This window comes from Pseudorhodobacter wandonensis (assembly GCF_001202035.1).
In the GTDB taxonomy this organism is placed as follows: domain Bacteria; phylum Pseudomonadota; class Alphaproteobacteria; order Rhodobacterales; family Rhodobacteraceae; genus Pseudorhodobacter; species Pseudorhodobacter wandonensis.
This window is the reverse complement of the sequence record NZ_LGHT01000025.1, coordinates 43,992-62,178: the sequence shown is the minus strand read 5'-3', so window position 1 is coordinate 62,178 and position 18,187 is coordinate 43,992. Positions and strand designations below refer to the sequence as shown.

Annotated in this window: 17 protein-coding genes; 5 read left to right on the top strand and 12 right to left on the bottom strand. The window is 58.1% G+C overall.

What is annotated here, in order from left to right; genetic code table 11:
* Window positions 1-141: 141 nt before the first annotated feature.
* A complete protein-coding gene (locus tag AKU79_RS04345; RefSeq protein ID WP_050522355.1) occupies window positions 142-786 on the bottom strand; it encodes a DsbA family oxidoreductase in 645 nt (214 codons plus the stop codon).
* The gene (locus AKU79_RS04340) at window positions 783-2,312 is read right to left on the bottom strand and encodes a class I adenylate-forming enzyme family protein (protein ID WP_050522354.1); all 1,530 of its coding nucleotides are present in this window, start codon (window positions 2,310-2,312) and stop codon (window positions 783-785) included. The genes AKU79_RS04345 and AKU79_RS04340 overlap by 4 nt, the downstream gene beginning before the upstream one ends.
* Before the next feature lie 84 nt (window positions 2,313-2,396).
* Between AKU79_RS04340 and AKU79_RS04335 the strand changes: the two genes are divergently transcribed.
* Window positions 2,397-3,017: a helix-turn-helix domain-containing protein gene (locus tag AKU79_RS04335; RefSeq protein ID WP_050522729.1), complete on the top strand. Its 621-nt coding sequence runs from the start codon at window positions 2,397-2,399 to the stop codon at window positions 3,015-3,017.
* A gap of 116 nt (window positions 3,018-3,133) precedes the next feature.
* Here the strand turns inward: AKU79_RS04335 and AKU79_RS04330 are convergent, their stop codons facing one another.
* The 4 genes from AKU79_RS04330 to AKU79_RS04315 form a co-directional block, all read right to left on the bottom strand.
* Complete coding sequence (locus AKU79_RS04330) at window positions 3,134-3,520, bottom strand: diacylglycerol kinase (protein ID WP_050522353.1); 387 nt, start codon at window positions 3,518-3,520, stop codon at window positions 3,134-3,136.
* On the bottom strand, window positions 3,510-5,141 hold the full coding sequence (locus AKU79_RS04325; protein ID WP_231580100.1) for a phosphoethanolamine transferase: 1,632 nt from the start codon (window positions 5,139-5,141) through the stop codon (window positions 3,510-3,512). Before AKU79_RS04325 ends, AKU79_RS04330 begins: the two co-directional genes overlap by 11 nt.
* Window positions 5,142-5,235: 94 nt before the next feature.
* A complete protein-coding gene (locus tag AKU79_RS19840) occupies window positions 5,236-5,367 on the bottom strand; it encodes a hypothetical protein (protein ID WP_269430753.1) in 132 nt (43 codons plus the stop codon).
* 54 nt (window positions 5,368-5,421) lie between these two features.
* Window positions 5,422-7,236: an extracellular solute-binding protein gene (locus AKU79_RS04315; protein WP_408002831.1), complete on the bottom strand. Its 1,815-nt coding sequence runs from the start codon at window positions 7,234-7,236 to the stop codon at window positions 5,422-5,424.
* A 277-nt stretch (window positions 7,237-7,513) separates the two neighbouring features.
* On the opposite strand from AKU79_RS04315, the gene AKU79_RS04310 reads away from it, so the two are divergent.
* Window positions 7,514-8,689, top strand: a complete 1,176-nt coding sequence (locus tag AKU79_RS04310; RefSeq protein WP_050522350.1) for a Hint domain-containing protein — start codon at window positions 7,514-7,516, stop codon at window positions 8,687-8,689.
* Between the two features lie 66 nt (window positions 8,690-8,755).
* The gene (locus AKU79_RS04305) at window positions 8,756-9,529 is read left to right on the top strand and encodes a 3-hydroxybutyrate dehydrogenase (protein WP_050522349.1); all 774 of its coding nucleotides are present in this window, start codon (window positions 8,756-8,758) and stop codon (window positions 9,527-9,529) included.
* Window positions 9,530-9,702: 173 nt separating this feature from the next.
* On the opposite strand, the gene AKU79_RS04300 is transcribed toward AKU79_RS04305, so the two are convergent.
* The 3 genes from AKU79_RS04300 to AKU79_RS04290 all read right to left on the bottom strand — a co-directional run bounded on the left by AKU79_RS04300 (window position 9,703) and on the right by AKU79_RS04290 (window position 12,393).
* A complete protein-coding gene (locus tag AKU79_RS04300) occupies window positions 9,703-10,500 on the bottom strand; it encodes a DUF502 domain-containing protein (RefSeq protein ID WP_050522348.1) in 798 nt (265 codons plus the stop codon).
* A 79-nt stretch (window positions 10,501-10,579) separates the two neighbouring features.
* Window positions 10,580-11,506: a pseudouridine-5'-phosphate glycosidase gene (locus AKU79_RS04295; RefSeq protein ID WP_050522347.1), complete on the bottom strand. Its 927-nt coding sequence runs from the start codon at window positions 11,504-11,506 to the stop codon at window positions 10,580-10,582.
* Window positions 11,503-12,393, bottom strand: a complete 891-nt coding sequence (locus tag AKU79_RS04290; protein WP_050522727.1) for a PfkB family carbohydrate kinase — start codon at window positions 12,391-12,393, stop codon at window positions 11,503-11,505. Before AKU79_RS04290 ends, AKU79_RS04295 begins: the two co-directional genes overlap by 4 nt.
* Before the next feature lie 306 nt (window positions 12,394-12,699).
* Between AKU79_RS04290 and rpsB the strand changes: the two genes are divergently transcribed.
* Both rpsB and tsf read left to right on the top strand, forming a co-directional pair.
* Entirely contained in the window at window positions 12,700-13,458 is a 759-nt protein-coding gene (rpsB, locus tag AKU79_RS04285) for a 30S ribosomal protein S2 (RefSeq protein WP_050522346.1), read from the top strand.
* A 73-nt stretch (window positions 13,459-13,531) separates the two neighbouring features.
* Window positions 13,532-14,428 carry a translation elongation factor Ts gene (gene tsf / locus AKU79_RS04280; protein ID WP_050522345.1) on the top strand — a complete coding sequence of 299 codons (897 nt, stop codon included), beginning with the start codon at window positions 13,532-13,534 and terminating at the stop codon, window positions 14,426-14,428.
* Window positions 14,429-14,489: 61 nt separating this feature from the next.
* Here the strand turns inward: tsf and AKU79_RS04275 are convergent, their stop codons facing one another.
* From AKU79_RS04275 to AKU79_RS04265, 3 genes are all read right to left on the bottom strand, one after another.
* Window positions 14,490-16,250 (bottom strand): SulP family inorganic anion transporter, encoded by a 1,761-nt coding sequence (locus AKU79_RS04275; protein ID WP_082223920.1) that lies wholly within the window; start codon window positions 16,248-16,250, stop codon window positions 14,490-14,492.
* A 100-nt stretch (window positions 16,251-16,350) separates the two neighbouring features.
* Window positions 16,351-16,797 (bottom strand): GNAT family N-acetyltransferase, encoded by a 447-nt coding sequence (locus AKU79_RS04270; RefSeq protein WP_050522344.1) that lies wholly within the window; start codon window positions 16,795-16,797, stop codon window positions 16,351-16,353.
* A gap of 124 nt (window positions 16,798-16,921) precedes the next feature.
* On the bottom strand, window positions 16,922-18,097 hold the full coding sequence (locus AKU79_RS04265) for a BaiN/RdsA family NAD(P)/FAD-dependent oxidoreductase (RefSeq protein ID WP_050522725.1): 1,176 nt from the start codon (window positions 18,095-18,097) through the stop codon (window positions 16,922-16,924).
* Window positions 18,098-18,187 lie beyond the last annotated feature (90 nt).

Sequence of the window (18,187 nt, the reverse complement as noted above, 5' to 3'; positions counted from 1 at the left end):
ACGCCCAAGAGTTATCGCCCGCAATGCCAAAAAGGACAAGGCAGAAAAGCGCGGAAGCCGCGCTGCAATGTGGCGACAAGCCGTACCCCTGACTGCGCCGCCAAGGCCAAGTTTGTTGCACGGGGCGGCGCGCGGCGTGGGTTAATCTTTGGTCGCGATGGTTTCGAGCAATTCGTCGATGACGTTTTGCCATGTTTCCACCGGCTGCGCCCCCGGCATCATATATTGCTGCGCGATCAGAAAGGCGGGCACGCCGGTCACGCCTTTTTGACGGGCATCGGTATCACGGGCCGTCAGGTCGGCGCAGTCGGCATCGGTGGCCAGCAAGCGCTTGGTTGCCTCGGGGTCCATGCCGCAAACCTTGGCGATATCGACCAGAGTGTCGGTGTGGCCAATATCGCGGCCATCCTTGAAATAGGCGCGAAACAGGGCTGCAACAACGGCGTTTTGCCGCCCCTCTAGCCCCGCCCAATGGATCAGGCGGTGGGCGTTCAGCGTATTGGGTGTGCGCTGGATGGCAGCAAAGTCCATCTCGATGCCGGCTGCTTTGGCCGCCTCAGCGATACGGCCATAGACCTCGACCGCTTGTTGTTTGCCGCCAAACTTGCCTTCCAGATAGGCGCGGCGGTCCATACCTTCGGCAGGCATGTCAGGGTTCAACTGAAACGGATGCCATTCCACGCTAAAGGGGTGGTTGGGGCGGCTTTCCAAGGCCCGATCAAGCAGGGTTTTGCCGATATAGCACCAAGGGCAGATCGGGTCGGAAAAGATATCAAGGCGGATCATGGGGCGTCCAGATTTTGGGAAATGGTTTGGCGCAAAGCGCGGCGGTTCAGCTTGCCATTCGCGTTCCGAGGCAAAACAGTGTGATGGAAAAAGGCGCGGGGCTGTTTGTAGCGGGCAAGTGCTGCGGCAGCATGGGCGGCCAGTGCGTGGTCGGGCAAAGGGGTGGCGGCGGCATAGGCCAGTGCGATGATCGAGGCGCCTGCCTTCACCTCCAGCTCGATCGCGGCGCTGTCGGTCAGGCCCGGAAAACTTGCCATTGCGGCCTCGACCTCTAGCGGCGAGACGCGAAACCCGCCGGCGTTCATCATATCATCCTTGCGGCCCAGATAGGTGATTGCACCATCGGCGGCCATTAGGCCGGTATCGCCGGTCAGATACCAGTCACCGGCAAAGCGCGCCTGAGTTGCGGCCGCATCACCGAAATAGCCCAGAAACAGGCCGGGGTCGCGGCGATCTACGGCCAGAATGCCGGGGGTGCCGATGGCGGTGGGTTGGCCCGCATCATCCAGCAGCGCCACATGCCGCCCCGGTTGGGCATAACCGGTGCTGCCAGCCGGGGCCGGGTGATCGGGGCTGCCTGAAATGAAGGTTGAAATTTCAGACATGCCAAACGCTTCATAAATCGGGGTGGCTGTGGCGGCAGTCCATGCGCGGCGGGTTGTATCGGGCAATGCCTCGCCCGCTGAAAGCCCGTGGCGCAGATGCGGCAAGGCGGGCAGGGGGTGGCGCAGCATCTGGCGGTAAACCCCCGGGGCGGCAGCAAAAATCGTGGCCTTGGCGCGGGCCAGCAGGTCAGGCAAAGCCGTCGCCGGTGTCTGCGGCGCGGGTATCAGGGCCGTGGCGCCCATGGTCCAAGGGTCCATCAGACCGGTTCCCAAAGTATAGGTCCAGTTGAACGCGCCCGCATGCAGCAGCCTGTCATCCGGCGTCAGCCCGTACCAGCCTTGCAGCATCATCGCACGGCCCAGAATGGCGCGATGGGCATGGGCCACAGCCTGAGGTTGGCCAGAGGTGCCCGAGGTAAAGATGATATAGGCAAGCCGGTTCGGATCGCCCAGCGCGAAAGGCTGTGGCGGCAAGCTGTGCATATCGGCCAGCATTGCGGCGGGCAAAACCGGGCAGGAAGGGGCCTCGGGTACGGCCACATCTTCATCAGCCACTATCAAGGCTGGCGTCACCAGCTGGCACAGCTTTGTCACCTCAGCGCCGGTCAGCATGGCCGAAGTTGGCACTGGTATCAGCCCCGCCGCAATCGCCGCCAGAAACAGCACCGGAAATTCCACACTATTGCCCAGCCGCATCAAGACGCGGTCGCCCGGCACCAAACCTTGCGCCAACAGACCACATGCCACCCCCTGCACAGCCCGCGCCATTTGGGCATAGGTCCAGACTTCGGTATGTTTGGCATGCAGCAGTTCCAGCGCGGGTTTACCGGCCAAGGCAACTGCCTGCGTCAGCACATGCGCCGCCATATTGAAACGGGCGGGCAAGGCGGGATAATCAGAGGGAGGCGTGATTGAAAGCATAAGATCTTGCTAAACCGCACCCGAGGGCGTTGCAAGGCCGGTGCTGCCCGCGTATTGCAAAGCAAGCTTTGGATGGGTGCCAAGATGAGCGAAGGTGAAAATCTGATCCGCATTGCCCGTGATGGCCAGCGTGGCGACAGCCATGTGACCCAGCTTGACCTTGGTGCGCGGGTGCGCGAGCTGCGCAAGGCACGCGGTTGGACATTGGAACAGGCGGCCAATGAGGCAGGCCTTGCACGCTCCACCCTTTCCAAAATCGAGAACGGGCAAATGTCGCCCACCTATGAGGCGCTGAAAAAACTGGCAGGTGGTTTGGAAATCTCGGTGCCCCAGCTTTTTACCCCGCCAAGCCGCCATCAGGTGATGGGCCGTATGGCCGTAACCAAGCAAGGCCAAGGCCAGGCGCATCCCACCACCACCTATGAACACGAGCTGCTCGCCGCCGGGCTGGTGCAAAAGAACATGCTGCCCTATCAGGCCACCATCCGCGCCCGCAGTTTTGACGATTTCGACGGCTGGGTACGCCATGACGGCGAAGAGTTCCTCTATGTCCTTACCGGCGTGGTGCGTCTGTTTACCGAATTCTACGAATCCGTCGATCTGCGCCGCGGCGACAGCGCCTATTACGACGCCTCGATGGGCCACAACCTGATCAGCCTCTCACAAGAAGACGCGACCGTGCTCTGGGTCACGTCCCTCAGCTAAAGCATGGCATGATCTTCGTCATCATCTATCCCCAAATATCCTGGGGGGAATGCACCTTAAGGTGCAGGGGGGCAACGCCCCCGCCTACGCAAACCCCTGCCTAGGCAAAGCCCCACCTACGCAAACCCACGCATCAAGACATAGACCACAAACACCCCGTTGGCCCAAAGCAGCGCCATAACGGCAAGCGAGCCGAGGTCTTTGGCATCCCGTGCCGCCTCGGACCAGTTGGGCGATACGTGATCCACAAGCACCTCGATCGCCGTGTTCAGTGCCTCGGTTGCAATCAGCAGCAACCACAAAATCAAGAACACGCCATACGCCCATAGCGGTGCCGATGCGGCCCAGAATAAGGCGCTGATCACGGGCAGGCCCAGCGCCTCATGCCGAAAGGCGGTTTCACCCCACAGGCGGCGCAAGCCGGCGATGGAATAGCCGGCGGCGGCAAACAGATGGCGGATACCGGTGATGCGCTCTGGCTTTGGCTTGGGGTTAGTTGGCATTGAGGCAGGGTCCGATCAGGTCAAGCTTTGGGTCGATCACGCTGGTATCCACACCGGCAAGGCGCAGCACGGTGCTAAACATATTGTCGTGGCTGATCTCGGCCGAGGCCTCTTTGGCCACGCAGTCGCGCTGAATGTGGAACGCATCGGCATAGCTTTGCGGAATCCAGGTCAGCATAGGGACGCGGGTTTGATATTCAGGCGCGATAAAATAGGGCGCGCCGTGCAGGTAAAGTCCGTTTTCCCCCAGGGACTCGCCATGGTCCGACACAAAGAACAATGCCGATGTGGCCTTGGTTTGTGCGGCCAGAATATCGATCATGCTGGCAAGAATATGGTCGGTGTAAACGACTGTATTGTCATAGGCGTTGACGATTTCTTCGGTCGAGCAGGTCTTGAGTTCGGGGGTTTTGCAGGTCGGGGTGAAATGCTCGTACTCTGCCGGATAGCGCAGGTAATAAGACGGGCCATGGCTGCCGATCATATGCAACACAAGCACGGTGTTCTGGGTGATGCTGTCGGCATAGGCTGCCAGTTTATCAAGGAAAATTCCGTCGGTGCATTCGCCATCGGCACAATAGCGCGGGTCGGTCGAGGTGATGATGCTTTCCATCGTCTGGCGCGCGGCGATGCCTTTGTCACCGGTGTTATTGTCCCACCATTCAACGTGGTAACCGGTGCGGGCAAGGATATCGAGCATGTTTTCGGTGCTGAGGCCCAGCTCATAGCTGTAATCACTGCGGCCATAGGTGGCAAACATGCACGGCAGGGAAACGGCTGTCGCGGTTCCGCAAGACGATACATTGGGGAAATAGGTAATGTCGCGCTTGGCCAGTTCGGGGTTGGTCGGCCGGTCATAGCTGCCCAGGCTCCAGTTTTGCGCGCGCGAGGTTTCACCTGCGACGACCACCAGCAAAACCGGCTTGGTTTGCGCGGCCAGTGTGGCCGATGGTTTGGCATCCTGGCCAAAGGCTTGCAGCGGCATCGCGTCGGCCTTTTGCAACATGCGGGCATAGCGCAAGGCCCCGGCCAATGGCGCGCCGGGTTGATAGCTTGCCATCAGCTCTTTTTGGCCGCGCAGCACGACCGAAAAGGTTGCGAAATGCGATAGCAACAGGCCGACACACAGGGAAACCGACAGGGCTGCCATCATGCCCCAGTTCAACACCGCCCGCAGCGGTGCCGCGCGGCGGATCTTGACCCAGAACACCAGTGCAGCGGGTAAAACCCCGGCCCAAAGCACATGCAGGATAAAGGCCGGCGTGATCAGATGTTTGGATTCGGTGACGGTGGTGGTGATCGCGTTCTGGATCATTTCACGGTCGATGGTCGCGCCCAGCACGTCTTGGTAGTACGAAGTAACCGCCGCGAGGATCAGCAGGAACGCCAATACCGGCTTTTGCAGCCAGCGTACCGCAAACAAGGTCACGATCAGCCAGGTCAGCGCAAAGACGGCGCCGCCAAAGACGGCAATTGTCAGCGGCAGTTCAAAAATCGAGATGCTGCGCTGCCAGAAAGTATCATTGTGCACCGCCATGATGAACGCTGCGACCAGCAGGTTCAGAATCGTGGGCGACAATGTGGGGCGGAAGATACGGGGTTTCGGTGTGGCGTTTGTCACGGGTAACCTTTCGGCTCTGCAAGGCATGCCGCCTTTGAGCGCGCGGCATATGGCGTTTCTTGATTTTGTTCAAGCTGGCTTGATCGCGCGGATGTTAAAACAATTGTGATGCGCGGTTCGAGGCCGATGAGATGTCACGGCCAAAGCCTTCGACCGTGCCGCAGGCGCCAAGGGCCGCAAGCAGGGTCAATGCGACCAGAGTGGAAAGAGAGGGAAGCTTTTTCATATGCCTGTCCGTGTTTTTGATATTAGCCCCGCAAGGCAGCTTGCGGGGCGAAGGTTATTGCTGAAACCACCATACATCAGGTTGAAAGCCCGGCCAATCGCCATAAATCGGCAGGTTTGAAGGGTATTTCAGGCCTTTGACATGCGCCAGACGCGAAAATTTCTCATACCAGAACGGCACAACATAGCGACCCGCGGTCAGGATCCGGTCGAGGGCATGGGTGGCGGCGATGAAATCCTCTTGGGATTTGGCATTCAGCAGCGTGTCGATCATCGCCTGGGCTGCGGGCACATTCATGCCCATAAGGTTGCGGCTGCCCGGCTCGGTGACACCGGCGGCGCCCCAGTAGAAGTTTTGCTCATTCCCCGGTGACAGCGACATGTTGCGGATCATGTGGGTCATGTCAAAATCATAGGCATTTGTACGCTCGGTCATCTGGGCGCTGTCGATCGTGGTCAGCGTGGCGGTGATGCCAAGGGGTTTAAGCGCCTCGATATACATGTTGGCGATGGTGATAACCTCGGCCGCACCATTGTTCAGCAAAATATCAAAGGTAAAGGTTTTGCCTTTGGCATTTTTCAAGACACCTGCGGAATCGGCTGTCCAACCGGCCTCTTCCAACAGCTTTTTGGCGGCGCGGATGTTTTTGCGATTGGTGGCACCGTCGGCTACGGGCAGGGCATAGCCTTCGATCACACCGGGCAACAGATCGGCGGCAAAGGGTTGCAGCAGCTCTAATTCACGGCCTGAGGCAGGTGCACCGGGTTCCATGCCAAGGACAGAGTTGGAGAAATAGGATTGAATGCGGGGGGCTGTGCCGCCTGTAACAGTGGTGTTGATTTGCTCAAAGTTGAACGCAAGGATCATTGCCTGACGCACGCGCCAATCGGCAAATTGCGGGCGGCGCGTGTTCATCACAAAACCATCGATGCCCGAGGGGCGGGAATGGGGGATTTCGGATTTCACGATTTCGCCAGACTGAACGGCGGGGAAATTATACTGCTGATCCCATTTGGCGGCGTTGGTTTCACGGTAGCTGGTGATCTCGCCGGCTTTGAATGCCTCAAACACCACGCCATCATCGCCAAAATAGTCATAGCGCACTTCGTCAAGGTTATGGCGGCCTTTGTTAAAAGCCAGATCGCGGCCCCACCAGTTCGGATTCTTGACGAATGAGATAAAGCGCCCGGTTTCAAACTTGCCGATGGTATAGGGCCCCGAGCCGATTGGGGCCTCAAGCGTGGATTCGGTGAAATCCTTGCCCTCCCATTGCGATTTTTTCAGCACAGGGCGCAGGCCCATAATCAGGGGCAGTTCGCGGTCGGGGGTGTTGAAGGTGAATTTGACAGACCGCGGGCCAGTGATTTCGGCGCTGGCGATTTTGGTCCAGGAATTCAGATAGCGCGGATGGCCGACAGTGCCGAGCGTCTGGAACGACCAGAGCACGTCTTCGGCGGTGACTGGGCTGCCATCTGAAAACTGTGCCTCAGGTCGCAGGGTAAATTCGACATAGGTACGGGCGTCATCGGTATCGACCGATTCGGCCAAAAGCCCGTAAAGCGTGAACGGTTCGTCATAAGACCGGCCCAAAAGCGTTTCGGTTGTCAGGCCGGTTTGGCCCCACGGTGCGCGGCCCTTTAGGATGAACGGGTTAAGCGAATCGAAGCTGCCCGATTCGCCAAAAACAATGCGCCCGCCAGCCGGTGCATCGGGGTTTGCGTAGGGTAATGACACAAAATCAGGTGGAAGTGCCGGTTCACCATACATAGCTATGGCGTGCTTTGGCGTTGCAAAGGCGGGAATCGCTGTTGCACTTAGTAAAAACACGGCCATTGCAGTGCGAAAAGTCGCGAAAATTTGATGCTTCATACCGTTGCTATTCCCATTTCCCCAGAGTTCCTTGGCGCTGACACTACGTCTGGTTTTGCGGATTTTCAAACTTTTTACTTGGCCCGCCGAAAGTTAAGGCGTATAAAGTACGGACTGCTCGATAGGTTTCTTGCCTGTATGAAACCTGCCTCAATAACTTAACGCCAGCCTTGTGCTGGCGTTTTTTTTTGGTTTGATGTGGCAGACTTGCAGCCGTTTACGCTTTGTTTGCGCCTTGCGTTCAATATGGCCCTACACGAAGGGGGCTAGGCGCGACATGGCGAATATCGGCTATTATTCTATGACGGCCGGGCAAGGCGACGGTGATATGCGCGATGACATCATCGCTGCCGGTCACAACCCTGTTCTGATTACCGAACCTGATGCGTCGCAACTGGCCGGATTGGACGCACTATATGTCTGGAACGGCAGCAACAAGGGCTATAACGCCGAGTTCACCAATAACATGTCGGCCATTTCGGACGCGGTGCATGGCGGTATGAATATGGTGGTGTTTGACCGCGCGATCGGGGTGGCCAATCCGCAAGATATCCTGCCGGGAACCAAGCTGACGCATATGCGCGCCTTGACCGGGGGCGCAGATTTGACCGAGGCCGGCGAGGGGGCGGTGGGCCACGGGGCCGGCGGCGTTATTACTGATGCATCGATTGACGGCGGCACTTATACGACCCACGGCTATGTGAGCGCCGCGACATTGCCTGCAGGTGCCACGGTGTTGATGACGTTGGATGGCGGCGACGAAAGCAAAGCCGTTGGTTTTGTTTATGATTTCGGCGCAGGCTCGGTGCAGTTTTATGGCATTCCGATGGATTTCTATAATGAGAAAAGCCAAGCATGGGAGAATTTTGCCACCAATACTTTGGAATTTGCCGCGATGTGTTTGGGCCAAGGCGCGCGGGTCTTGACAGATCAGGGTTACCTGCCGGTTGAAAGCCTGGTTGCGGGCCAGTTGATCTGGACACAAGACCACGGGATGCAGCCTTTGCGCGCTTTGGTCACCTCTGTCGCGGGAGCGGTAGTCATTTTGCCCAAAGGTGCTTTGGGCAACCGGCGTGAGCTGGTGCTGTCTTGCCAGCATCGCATATGCCTGCGCGGTGGATGTGTGGAACTTTTCGCCGGATTGACCGAGGCATTCGCCGTGGCATCGCATTTGGTTGGGCTGGCCGGCTTGCGTAAGGAGCAGAGGCCGGGGCTTTTGCTGTACAATCTGTTGTTTGAGAAACACGAGGTTATTGTCGTTGAAGGGATGTTGCTGGAAAGCCTGTATCTTTGCCCTGTCACCCGAATGGCCATGGGCAAAGAGGCGCGGCGCGCGACCCTGAACCAAAGTACAATGGTGTTGGCGCGGCCAGAGTTGCCACGTGCAACGGCACGGGCCGTAGTGGCCGCTATGGCGGGTAAGCCCAGATCAGATCGGTATATGGTTGCGTAACTTTATAGGCTCGATTTTGAGGAGGCTTTGCGCTATTGCTGCAGGTGCACAATTAGGGAGCGTCATATGTCACTTGCCGGAAAAACTGCCGTTGTCACAGGGTCGAACTCGGGTATCGGGTTGGGCGTTGCCCATGAGCTGGCGCGGGCGGGCGCTGATGTGGTGATCAACTCGTTCACCGATCGGCCCGAAGACCACGCTTTGGCGGCAGAGATTGCGGCAGAGCATGGTGTGAACGTGCGTTATATTCAGGCCGATATGTCAGATGGGGCAGCCTGCCGTGCGTTGATTGCAGCAGCCGGTGCCTGCGATATATTGGTGAACAATGCAGGCATCCAACATGTTGCCGCGATTGAGGAATTTCCAATCGACAAGTGGAACGCGATTTTGGCGATCAACCTGTCTTCGGCGTTTCACACGACAGCGGCGGCATTGCCTTTGATGCGGGCCAAGGGCTGGGGCAGGGTGGTCAATGTCGCCTCGGCACATGGTTTGACGGCAAGCCCTTATAAATCGGCCTATGTTGCTGCCAAACATGGGGTCGTCGGCTTTTCGAAAGTGACAGCGCTGGAGACAGCGGGCCAAGGCATCACCTGCAACGCGGTTTGCCCCGGATATGTGCTGACCCCGCTGGTCGAGGCGCAAATTCCGGATCAGATGAAAAAGCACGGGATGGACCGGGAAACCGTGATCAAAGAGGTGATGCTGGAGCGTCAGCCAAGCCGCCAGTTTGCGACGACCGCACAGATTGGCGGCACGGTTGCTTTCCTATGCTCGGCGGCTGCAGATCAGATTACCGGCACCACGATTTCGGTTGATGGTGGCTGGACTGCTTTGTGATCCAAGCCCAGTGGCGTCGCCGCGCGGTACGTGCTTTTGCTGTGGCTGAATCGTTTGCGGCGTGACACCGGCATCATCGTGATTGCAATTTTGGGTACGACGACTGCTGCGCCGAATGGCGCGGCGTTCAAGGCAGAAATTGGGGGCGTGACGGCGCGCGCGCCACAATCGCGCTACTTGACCGAGCCCGTCGGCTGGCTGATTGCGACCCCGTCTTTGTCCTTGCCGTTCGGATAAACAAGGCCCGCCGAAATAATCAGCTTTGCCGCATCCTCAATTTTCATATCCAGCATACGCACATCCGAGCTGGGAACGAACAGCAGAAAGCCCGAGGTCGGGTTAGGCGTGGTGGGCAAAAAGACCGACAGCATTTCGTCATGCTCGGGGAATTTTGCGGCAATTTCACCTTTGGCCGAGGTCGAGATAAAGCCGATCGCCCAGATACCCTCTTTCGGGTATTCAACAAGGCAGGCTTTGTCGAAATTCTGATCGGTTTGGGCAAAGACGGTTTCGGCTATCTGTTTGATACCGCTGTAAATTGAGCGCACAATCGGCGTGCGGTCCACCAGCCGTTCGGCCCAATGCAGGAAAGAACGGCCAATAAGCCCGCGGGCAATCCACCCCATGAAAATGGTGAACACGAGAAAGATAATAACCCCGGTGCCGCGCAGGTTGATGCCGTTTTCCTTGCAGAAAAACGGCGGCTTTGCCGGGTCAGAGGCCCAAAAACGCGAGAGGCCGGTCGCGGGCTCGGACAATGACGGGCAGAACCAATACCCGAACCATTCCGAGGGCTGATAGCTCTCGGGGATGAAGGGCAGGACCAAGCCGTCGATCCAACCCGTTACCGTCCAGATCAGATAGAGCGTAAGGCCGATGGGTAAAACCACGACAAGCCCGGTTAGAAAACTGCTACGCAGACCGGCGAAGATGCCGCGTTTTTTGGGCGCTGGTGGGGTCGGCTCGGTCATTTCAAACTTTCTGGTCCAATCTTGACCGAAGGTAATTTAGGTGGGCCAGGTTGCAACTACAATTGCAATCCGCCTGATCTTAGGGGGTTTTGCGGGCTTTGCTGATTGCAATCGCGATTTCGGCGCCCAAACGCGCGTTGTTGCGCACAAGTGCGATATTGGCCGTCAGCGAGCGGCCTTTGGTCAGCGCAAAAATGCGGTCCAGCAAAAAGGGCGTTACCGATTTGGCGGCGATGCCTTTGGCCTCGGCCTCGGCCAGGGCCTGTTCGATCATCGGGCTGATTTGCGGCAGCGGGATTTCGTCAGCCTGCGGGATCGGGTTGGCAATCAGCTGGCCGCCCGTCAGGCCAAGGCGCGCGCGCATCATATGGGCCGCGGCAATCTCGGTTGCAGTATCAAAGCGCAGGGGGGCCGTCAGGCCAGAGGTGCGGGCCCAAAAGGCGGGCAGCTCGGATTGGCCATAGGCGATGACCGGCACGCCGAGGGTTTCCAGCACTTCCATGGTTTTGGGAATATCCAGAATGGCTTTGGCACCAGCTGCGACCACTGTAACGGGGGTTTGCGCCAGCTCTTGCAGATCGGCCGAGATATCGAACGAGGTTTCGGCCCCGCGATGTACCCCACCAATGCCGCCGGTGGCAAACACATCAATCCGCGCAAGCCGCGCGGCGATCATGGTGGCGGCGACTGTGGTGGCGCCGGTGTCACCCGACACGATACAGGCCGCCATATCGGCGCGCGACAATTTGCGCGCATCGGGGGTTTGCGCCAGCTTTTCAAGCTGTTCTGGCGACAAACCGATGTGGATTTTGCCATTCATTACAGCGATGGTCGCGGGGATGGCGCCTGCATCACGGATGTCTTGCTCGACCGTCATCGCCATTTCCATATTCTGCGGAAAGGGCATGCCATGGGTGATGATCGTGCTTTCCAGCGCGACTACGGGGCCACCCGAGGCCAAGGCATCAGCAATTTCAGGAAGAATCGTCAGGGGGGCGTTGGTCATGTTCCTATATCTCCGGATACGTAATCTGCTGCGGCAGTTATGGCGCGGGTCAGCGCCTCTTGCCGGGTGGCGTTGTGGCGGGTCGCCGCGATATGCGCGGCCATAAAGGTATCGCCGGCACCCGTGACGCGGGCAACCATAACCTGTGGCGGGGTGGCTGTGATGATGTCGGCGCCGCGGCTGCCTTCGGCGCAGGTGTTGCCGCCATCGGTCACCAGAACCCGCGCGGCCCCACGCGCGAGCAGGCCGGCTGCGGCCTCGGGCGCGGTGGCAAAGGCTTGTTTGGCCAGAAGGCCTGCCTCTTCAAGGTTCACATAAAGCGTGGCGCTGGGATGCGCGAGCAGCGGCAGCAAGCGCTCGGCCTTGCCCGGGCTGGCGGGGGCTACACGCAAATCGGCGCGTGCGAACAGCGGCGATGTTGCGATCTGGGCCAGCAGAGCCTCGGTCAGGTTGCCGTCCAGCGCGACTGTGCCGGAATAGGGTGCAGCCGCACTGCCCAGGTGACCATCGGCCAAAGGGCGCAGGATTTTATCGCCCGCCGCCTCCAGCGAATGGGCATCGGCAATGGCGGCGATCAAGCCGTTTGCGCCTTCTACGGCCATGTAGATATCGGTAGGCAGATCATCCGAACGGTAGAGCGTTTCGGTAAACAGGCCCAACTGATTGCAGCGCGCGACCAACTCATCGCCTTCGGCATCGCGGCCAACGGCAGACAGCAGCGCAGGGCTTACGCCAAAACGGCGCAAGGCCATCGCAATGTTCAGCGCCACACCACCGGGCAATCGCGTGATGCGCCCCGGCACATCCGAGCCAAGCCGCATAGACGCGGACGACCGACCGATCACATCCCAAAGGACGGAGCCAATGCAAAGGATATCATGTTTCATATCTGCGTTTTCGCGCATTGTTCAGGCCTGCGCAAGGGTGAAGCGTTGGAGCCTCCGGCGGGGATATTTTTGACCGAAAAGAAAGGCGGACGCATTTCATCTTGGCCCAAATACCTAAAAAACGCAGGTTCCGGGTGCCGAGGTGGGGAACGGTGCTTGCAATCGGGGTTAGGGCAGGGTATGGGCTGCGCACTTCACAAGTGGGGCTTGGGCCTTTTCAGGGAGAAATCCTGAAAGGTCCGCCGGTTGGAACATCTGTTCTGAAGACGGCTCTGCTGAGGATTAAACCGGAAAAGGATAACGGACATGGCTCTTCCAGAGTTCACCATGCGCCAGCTGCTTGAAGCAGGCGTACACTACGGTCACCAGACTGCACGTTGGAACCCAAAGATGGGTGAGTACATCTATGGCGATCGCAACGGGATTCACATTCTCGACCTGACACAAACTGTTCCGATGCTTGACCAGGCATTGAAAGTTGTGCGCGACACAGTTGCAAAAGGCGGCCGCGTTTTGTTCGTTGGCACCAAGCGTCAGGCACAAAAAGCTGTTGCTGAAGCTGCTGAAAAGTCGGCGCAGTTCTACATGAACCACCGCTGGTTGGGTGGCACGCTGACCAACTGGAAAACTGTTTCCCAGTCGATCCAGCGCTTGAAGCAATATGACGAGCTGATGGCCAATGGCGCCGAAGGCTTGACCAAGAAAGAGCGTCTGAACATGGAACGCGAGCAGGGCAAACTGCAGGCTTCCTTGGGCGGTATCCGCGAAATGGGCGGCGTTCCTGATCTGATCTTCATCATCGATGTTGGCAAAGAAGACCTTGCTATTCTGGAAGCCAACAAGTTGGGCATTCCGGTTGTGGCCGTGGTTGACACCAACTGCTCGCCTAAAGGCGTTGATTATGTGATCCCGGGCAACGATGATGCGGCCCGTGCGATTGCGCTCTATTGCGATCTGGTTTCGCGCGCAGCGCTGGACGGTATGTCGGCGCAAATGGGCGCGGCTGGTATCGACCTTGGTGCTTTGGAAGAAGCGCCTGAGGAAGAAGCTGTCGCTGACGCCTGAGACTTGTCGTCTTAATGTTACCCGGTGGGGCTAAGCCCCGCCGGGATTTCTGCATGATATGAGGAGAGCCGCCATGGCGATTACCGCACAAATGGTAAAAGAACTGCGCGAAATGTCGGGTGCCGGCATGATGGACGCAAAAAAAGCGCTGATCGAAGTTGAAGGCGATATGGAAGCCGCCATCGACTGGCTGCGTACCAAAGGCCTTGCTAAGGCTGCGAAGAAAGCTGACCGCATCGCGGCAGAAGGTTTGGTGGGTGTTTCGGTTTCCGGTGGCAAAGGTGTTGCTGTTGAAATCAACTCGGAAACCGACTTTGTGGCCAAGAACGCCGATTTCCAAAAGCTGGTTGCCGGCGTGACCGAAGCTGCATTGGGTGTGGCAACGGTAGAAGAACTGGCCGCTGCCAAAGTGGCAGGCAAGTCGGTCGAAGACACCATTACTTCGGCAGTGGCTGTGATTGGCGAAAAGATCTCGCTGCGTCGTATGGCTGTGGTTGAGGGTGACAGCGTTGCCGCCTATGTGCACAACGCAGCAGCCGATGGCATGGGCAAAATCGGTGTGTTGGTTGCTGTGAAAGGCACTGACAACGGGATTGCCAAGCAAATTGCAATGCATATTGCAGCAACCTCGCCTCTGGCTTTGTCCGAAGCCGAGTTGGACCCGGCTGTGGTAGAGCGCGAGCGCACTGTTCAAACGCAAAAAGCGTTGGAAGAGAACGCGGCATCTGCCAAGCCAAAGCCGGATTCGGTAATCGAGAACAACATCATCCCGGGCCGGATGAAAAAGTTCCTCGAAGAAAACACGTTGATGGGCCAGAAGTTCGTTATGAACCCTGACATCACTGTCGAGCAAGCTGCCAAAGATGCCGGCGTTGTTGTGACCGCGTTTGCGCGCGTTGCTGTTGGCGAAGGCATTGAGAAAAAAGAAGAAGACTTTGCTGCTGAAGTTGCAAAAACTCTGGCTGGCTAAGCGGTTCTTTTAGACCAAATCAAAACGGCCCGGGGTATCCTCGGGCCGTTTTGCGTTTTACCTATTGCCCGCCGTTGCGCAGGGTATTGCGGCGGCAGGCGGCAAGGGTTTTGCGGGTCAGGTCCGGTGCCAGTTGGGCCATCGCGTCATATTGCGTCAGGAACACGTCGCCGGTCAGATCTTGGAGAAAATGGCTGCGGCGCAGGCGGTCCATCACCGGACCTTTCACCTCGGACATATGCAGGGTGACGTTGGAATCCTTGAGCATCTGGTTAATCGCCTCAAGGCTTTCCAAAGCCGAGCTATCGACGGCATTCACCGCCGGGAACATCAGCACCAGATGGCGGATTGCTTTGTTCACGGCGATTTTCTCTTGGATGAACTCCTCAAGGAAACGGGCATTCGGGAAATAGAGGCTTTCATCGACCCGCACGGTCAGCACATCCGGCGCGGTGATAACGGCATGGCGATCGACGTTTCGAAAATGCTCGGTCCCTGGCACTTGGCCAACGATGGCAACATGCGGGCGTGACGTGCGGTAGAGGTGCAAGAACAGCGACAGCGCCACACCGGCAAGGATGCCCGACTCCACGCCCATTGCCAGCGTCACCAATATGGTCGCAATCATTGCAGCGCCATCGGTGCGGCTATAGGCCAACGTGCGGCGAATGGCCCCCAGATCAACCAGCGTCAACACGGCCAGAATGATCGTTGCGGCCAAAGTGGCCTTGGGCAGAAAAAACAGCAAAGGCGTCAAGAAAACCGTCGCCAGCGCCATGCCGATGGCAGTAAACGCACCCGCCGCAGGGGTTTGCGCACCCGCATCAAAATTCACGACCGAGCGTGAAAACCCACCTGTGACCGGAAACCCGCCCGAGACCGCCGAGCCGATATTGCAGGCGCCAAGCGCCACCAGCTCTTGATCCGGGTCGATGCGTTGGCGGCGTTTGGCGGCCAAGGTTTGCGCCACCGAGATGGTTTCGACATATCCCACAATCGCGATCAGCAATGCGGGCATTGCGATTTGCGACCACAGATCAAGCGCGAACGGGGGCAGGGTCGGGACGGGCAAGCCTTGGGGCACAGTACCCACCACCGCAACCCCGCGGGCATCAAGGCCAAAGACAAAGGTGACAAGCGTGGTCACGGCAACGGCGGCCACTGGCGCGGCGCGGGTCAGCACGGTGGCAAGGTTCGGGCCGATGTTGCGCGCCAGAAGCCAGCCCTTTAAATGCTTGCGCGACCAGAACAGAAAACCCACGGCGCTCGCACCAAGAACGGTAGTGAAGATATTGATATTATGCAGGTTTTCTAAAATCTGCATCACAAGCGCGGTCAGGGTTTCGCCTTTGGCTTTGATGCCCAAAAGATGCGGAATCTGACCTGCCGCGATGATTAGCCCCGAGGCCGTGATAAAGCCCGAAATCACAGGGTGGCTCAGGAAATTCGCGATAAAGCCCAGCCGCAACAGCCCCATAGCCAGCAGCATCAGCCCCGACAGAAAAGCCAAGGCGATGGCAGCCGCGTAGTATTCAGCCGTGCCGATGGCCGCCAGTTTGCCAACAGCGGCGGCTGTCATCAAAGACGCCACGGCGACCGGACCTACAGCCAAGGTGCGCGAGGTGCCAAAGACCGCATAGATGACCAAGGGCAAGATCGAGGCATAGAGCCCGACCTGCGCGGGCAGGCCCGCCAACAACGCATAGGCCAAGGATTGCGGGATCAGCATGATCGTTACGATAACCGCCGCAACTGCGTCACTGGCCAGCGTGTCGCGTGAATAGCTGCGCGACCAAGATAGAATCGGGAAATATCGGCGCACGTCGGCTCCTGCAAACGAGAAAGGTTTGCGCCTGTTTATAGGTTTAAATACACATTGCAAGAATTGAATGTATTAAAGACAACAAATCAGGGCAGGGCCGTCAAAGCTTGATGTCGTAGGTTGCCCATTTGGTTTTCTCGGCCAGCCGATCATAGACAGCGCGCGCGCGGTAATTATCATCCGCAGTGATCCAACGTATCACCGTCCAGCCGTGTTGCGTGCCATGGTCGCGGATGGCCGAAATCAACGCATCGGCCACGTTCTGGCCGCGCGCATCGGGTGCGACGAAAAGATCATCCAGAAAACCACCGGTTGAGGCCGAAAGCGGCCGTGCAAACGGCCGGAAATGCGCAAGACCCAGCAGCGCGCCGGAATTGTCTTGCGCCACCAAGCCATGCACCTGCATCGCCGGATCCATCAGCCAGGACCAAACGGTGTCGCGCATGGCTGCGGTTTGATCGACTTTGTAAAACGCGGCATAGCCTTGATACAGCGTATCCCAAGCAAACCTGTCGTTTTGGGTTGGCGGTCGTATTGTCAGGGACATAAAGCACCAATGATGGGATTATAGGCCGACTAAATCCCAGTCTGCAGGGCAAATCAAGGGATTTGCCATCTCAATATATTACATAATATTGATTATAGGATATCCAGATATGCCACAAACGGGGTCAAACAGCTTGCCCCGCCGCCCAGCCAGATGACCAAGCCCATTGAAAATTATACCCGCCCAGCCAACCGGTTACATCGACAACTTCACCGATGAAATACAGCCCCGGCACGGATTTTGCCTCAAGCGTTCGGGCATCAAGCGCGTCGGTATCGACGCCGCCCAACGTTACCTCGGCGGTGCGATAGCCTTCGGTACCCACGGGCCGCATTTGCCAATCATGCACCAGCTGCGCCACCTGGTCGAGCTTGGCATTCGACTGATCGGCAAGATTGCCGGTCATGCCGCTGCTGGCCTCGATATGGCGCGCCAGCCGTTCGGGCAATATCTGCGTCAAAGCGGTGCGCAACGCGATCCTGCCCGCCTGCCCGCGCATCTCGCGCAGATGGGCGGCGGCATCGGTCTGGCCCGAAAGATTTACGGAAATGAGGTCACCCTCGCGCCAATAGGATGAGATTTGCAGCACAGCCGGCCCTGACAGCCCACGGTGCGTGAACAAAAGCGCCTCGTCAAAGCGGGTTTTGCCGGTGCTGACTGAACCGGTAACGGCCACACCCGCAAGCGGTTTCAGCGGCTCCAGCTCTTGTTCGGCAAAGGTCAGCGGCACCAAGCCCGGGCGCGTATCAATCAAGGCCAAGCCGAATTGCTCGGCGATCTTATAGCCAAAGCTGCTGGCGCCCATTTTGGGAATAGACTTGCCCCCGCAGGCAATCACCAGTTTCTGGGCCGTAACTGCCCCGCGTGACGTGGCAAGGTGAAACCCGGTGCCTGCCTTGGCAATATCAGATATTTCGGTTTTTAGCCAAAGCTTTACGCCTGTATCTTCAAGGTCTTTGCCAAGCATGGCGATGATCTGCTTGGCCGAACCATCGCAAAACAACTGCCCCAAGGTCTTTTCGTGCCAGGCGATCCCTGCGGCATCGACCCGTGCAATAAAATCCCATTGGGTAAAACGCTTTAACGCAGAAAGCGCAAACCGCGGATTTTGCGAAAGATAGCGATCGGCGCTGATTCCGAGATTCGTGAAATTGCAGCGGCCACCGCCAGAAATGCGAATCTTTTCGCCAACAGCCGCTCCGGCCTCGATCAACAGCACCGTTTTGCCGCGCCGCGCAGCTTCGGCCGCGCAAAACATGCCAGCCGCCCCTGCCCCGATTATTGCTACATCTACCTGCATAGCCTTGCTGATAAGGCCAGAACCGGTGGCCTGCAACGCCCCATTGCGAGGTCGAAAATTTTGTTGTGATTTTTTCGTCAAAAGCCCCTT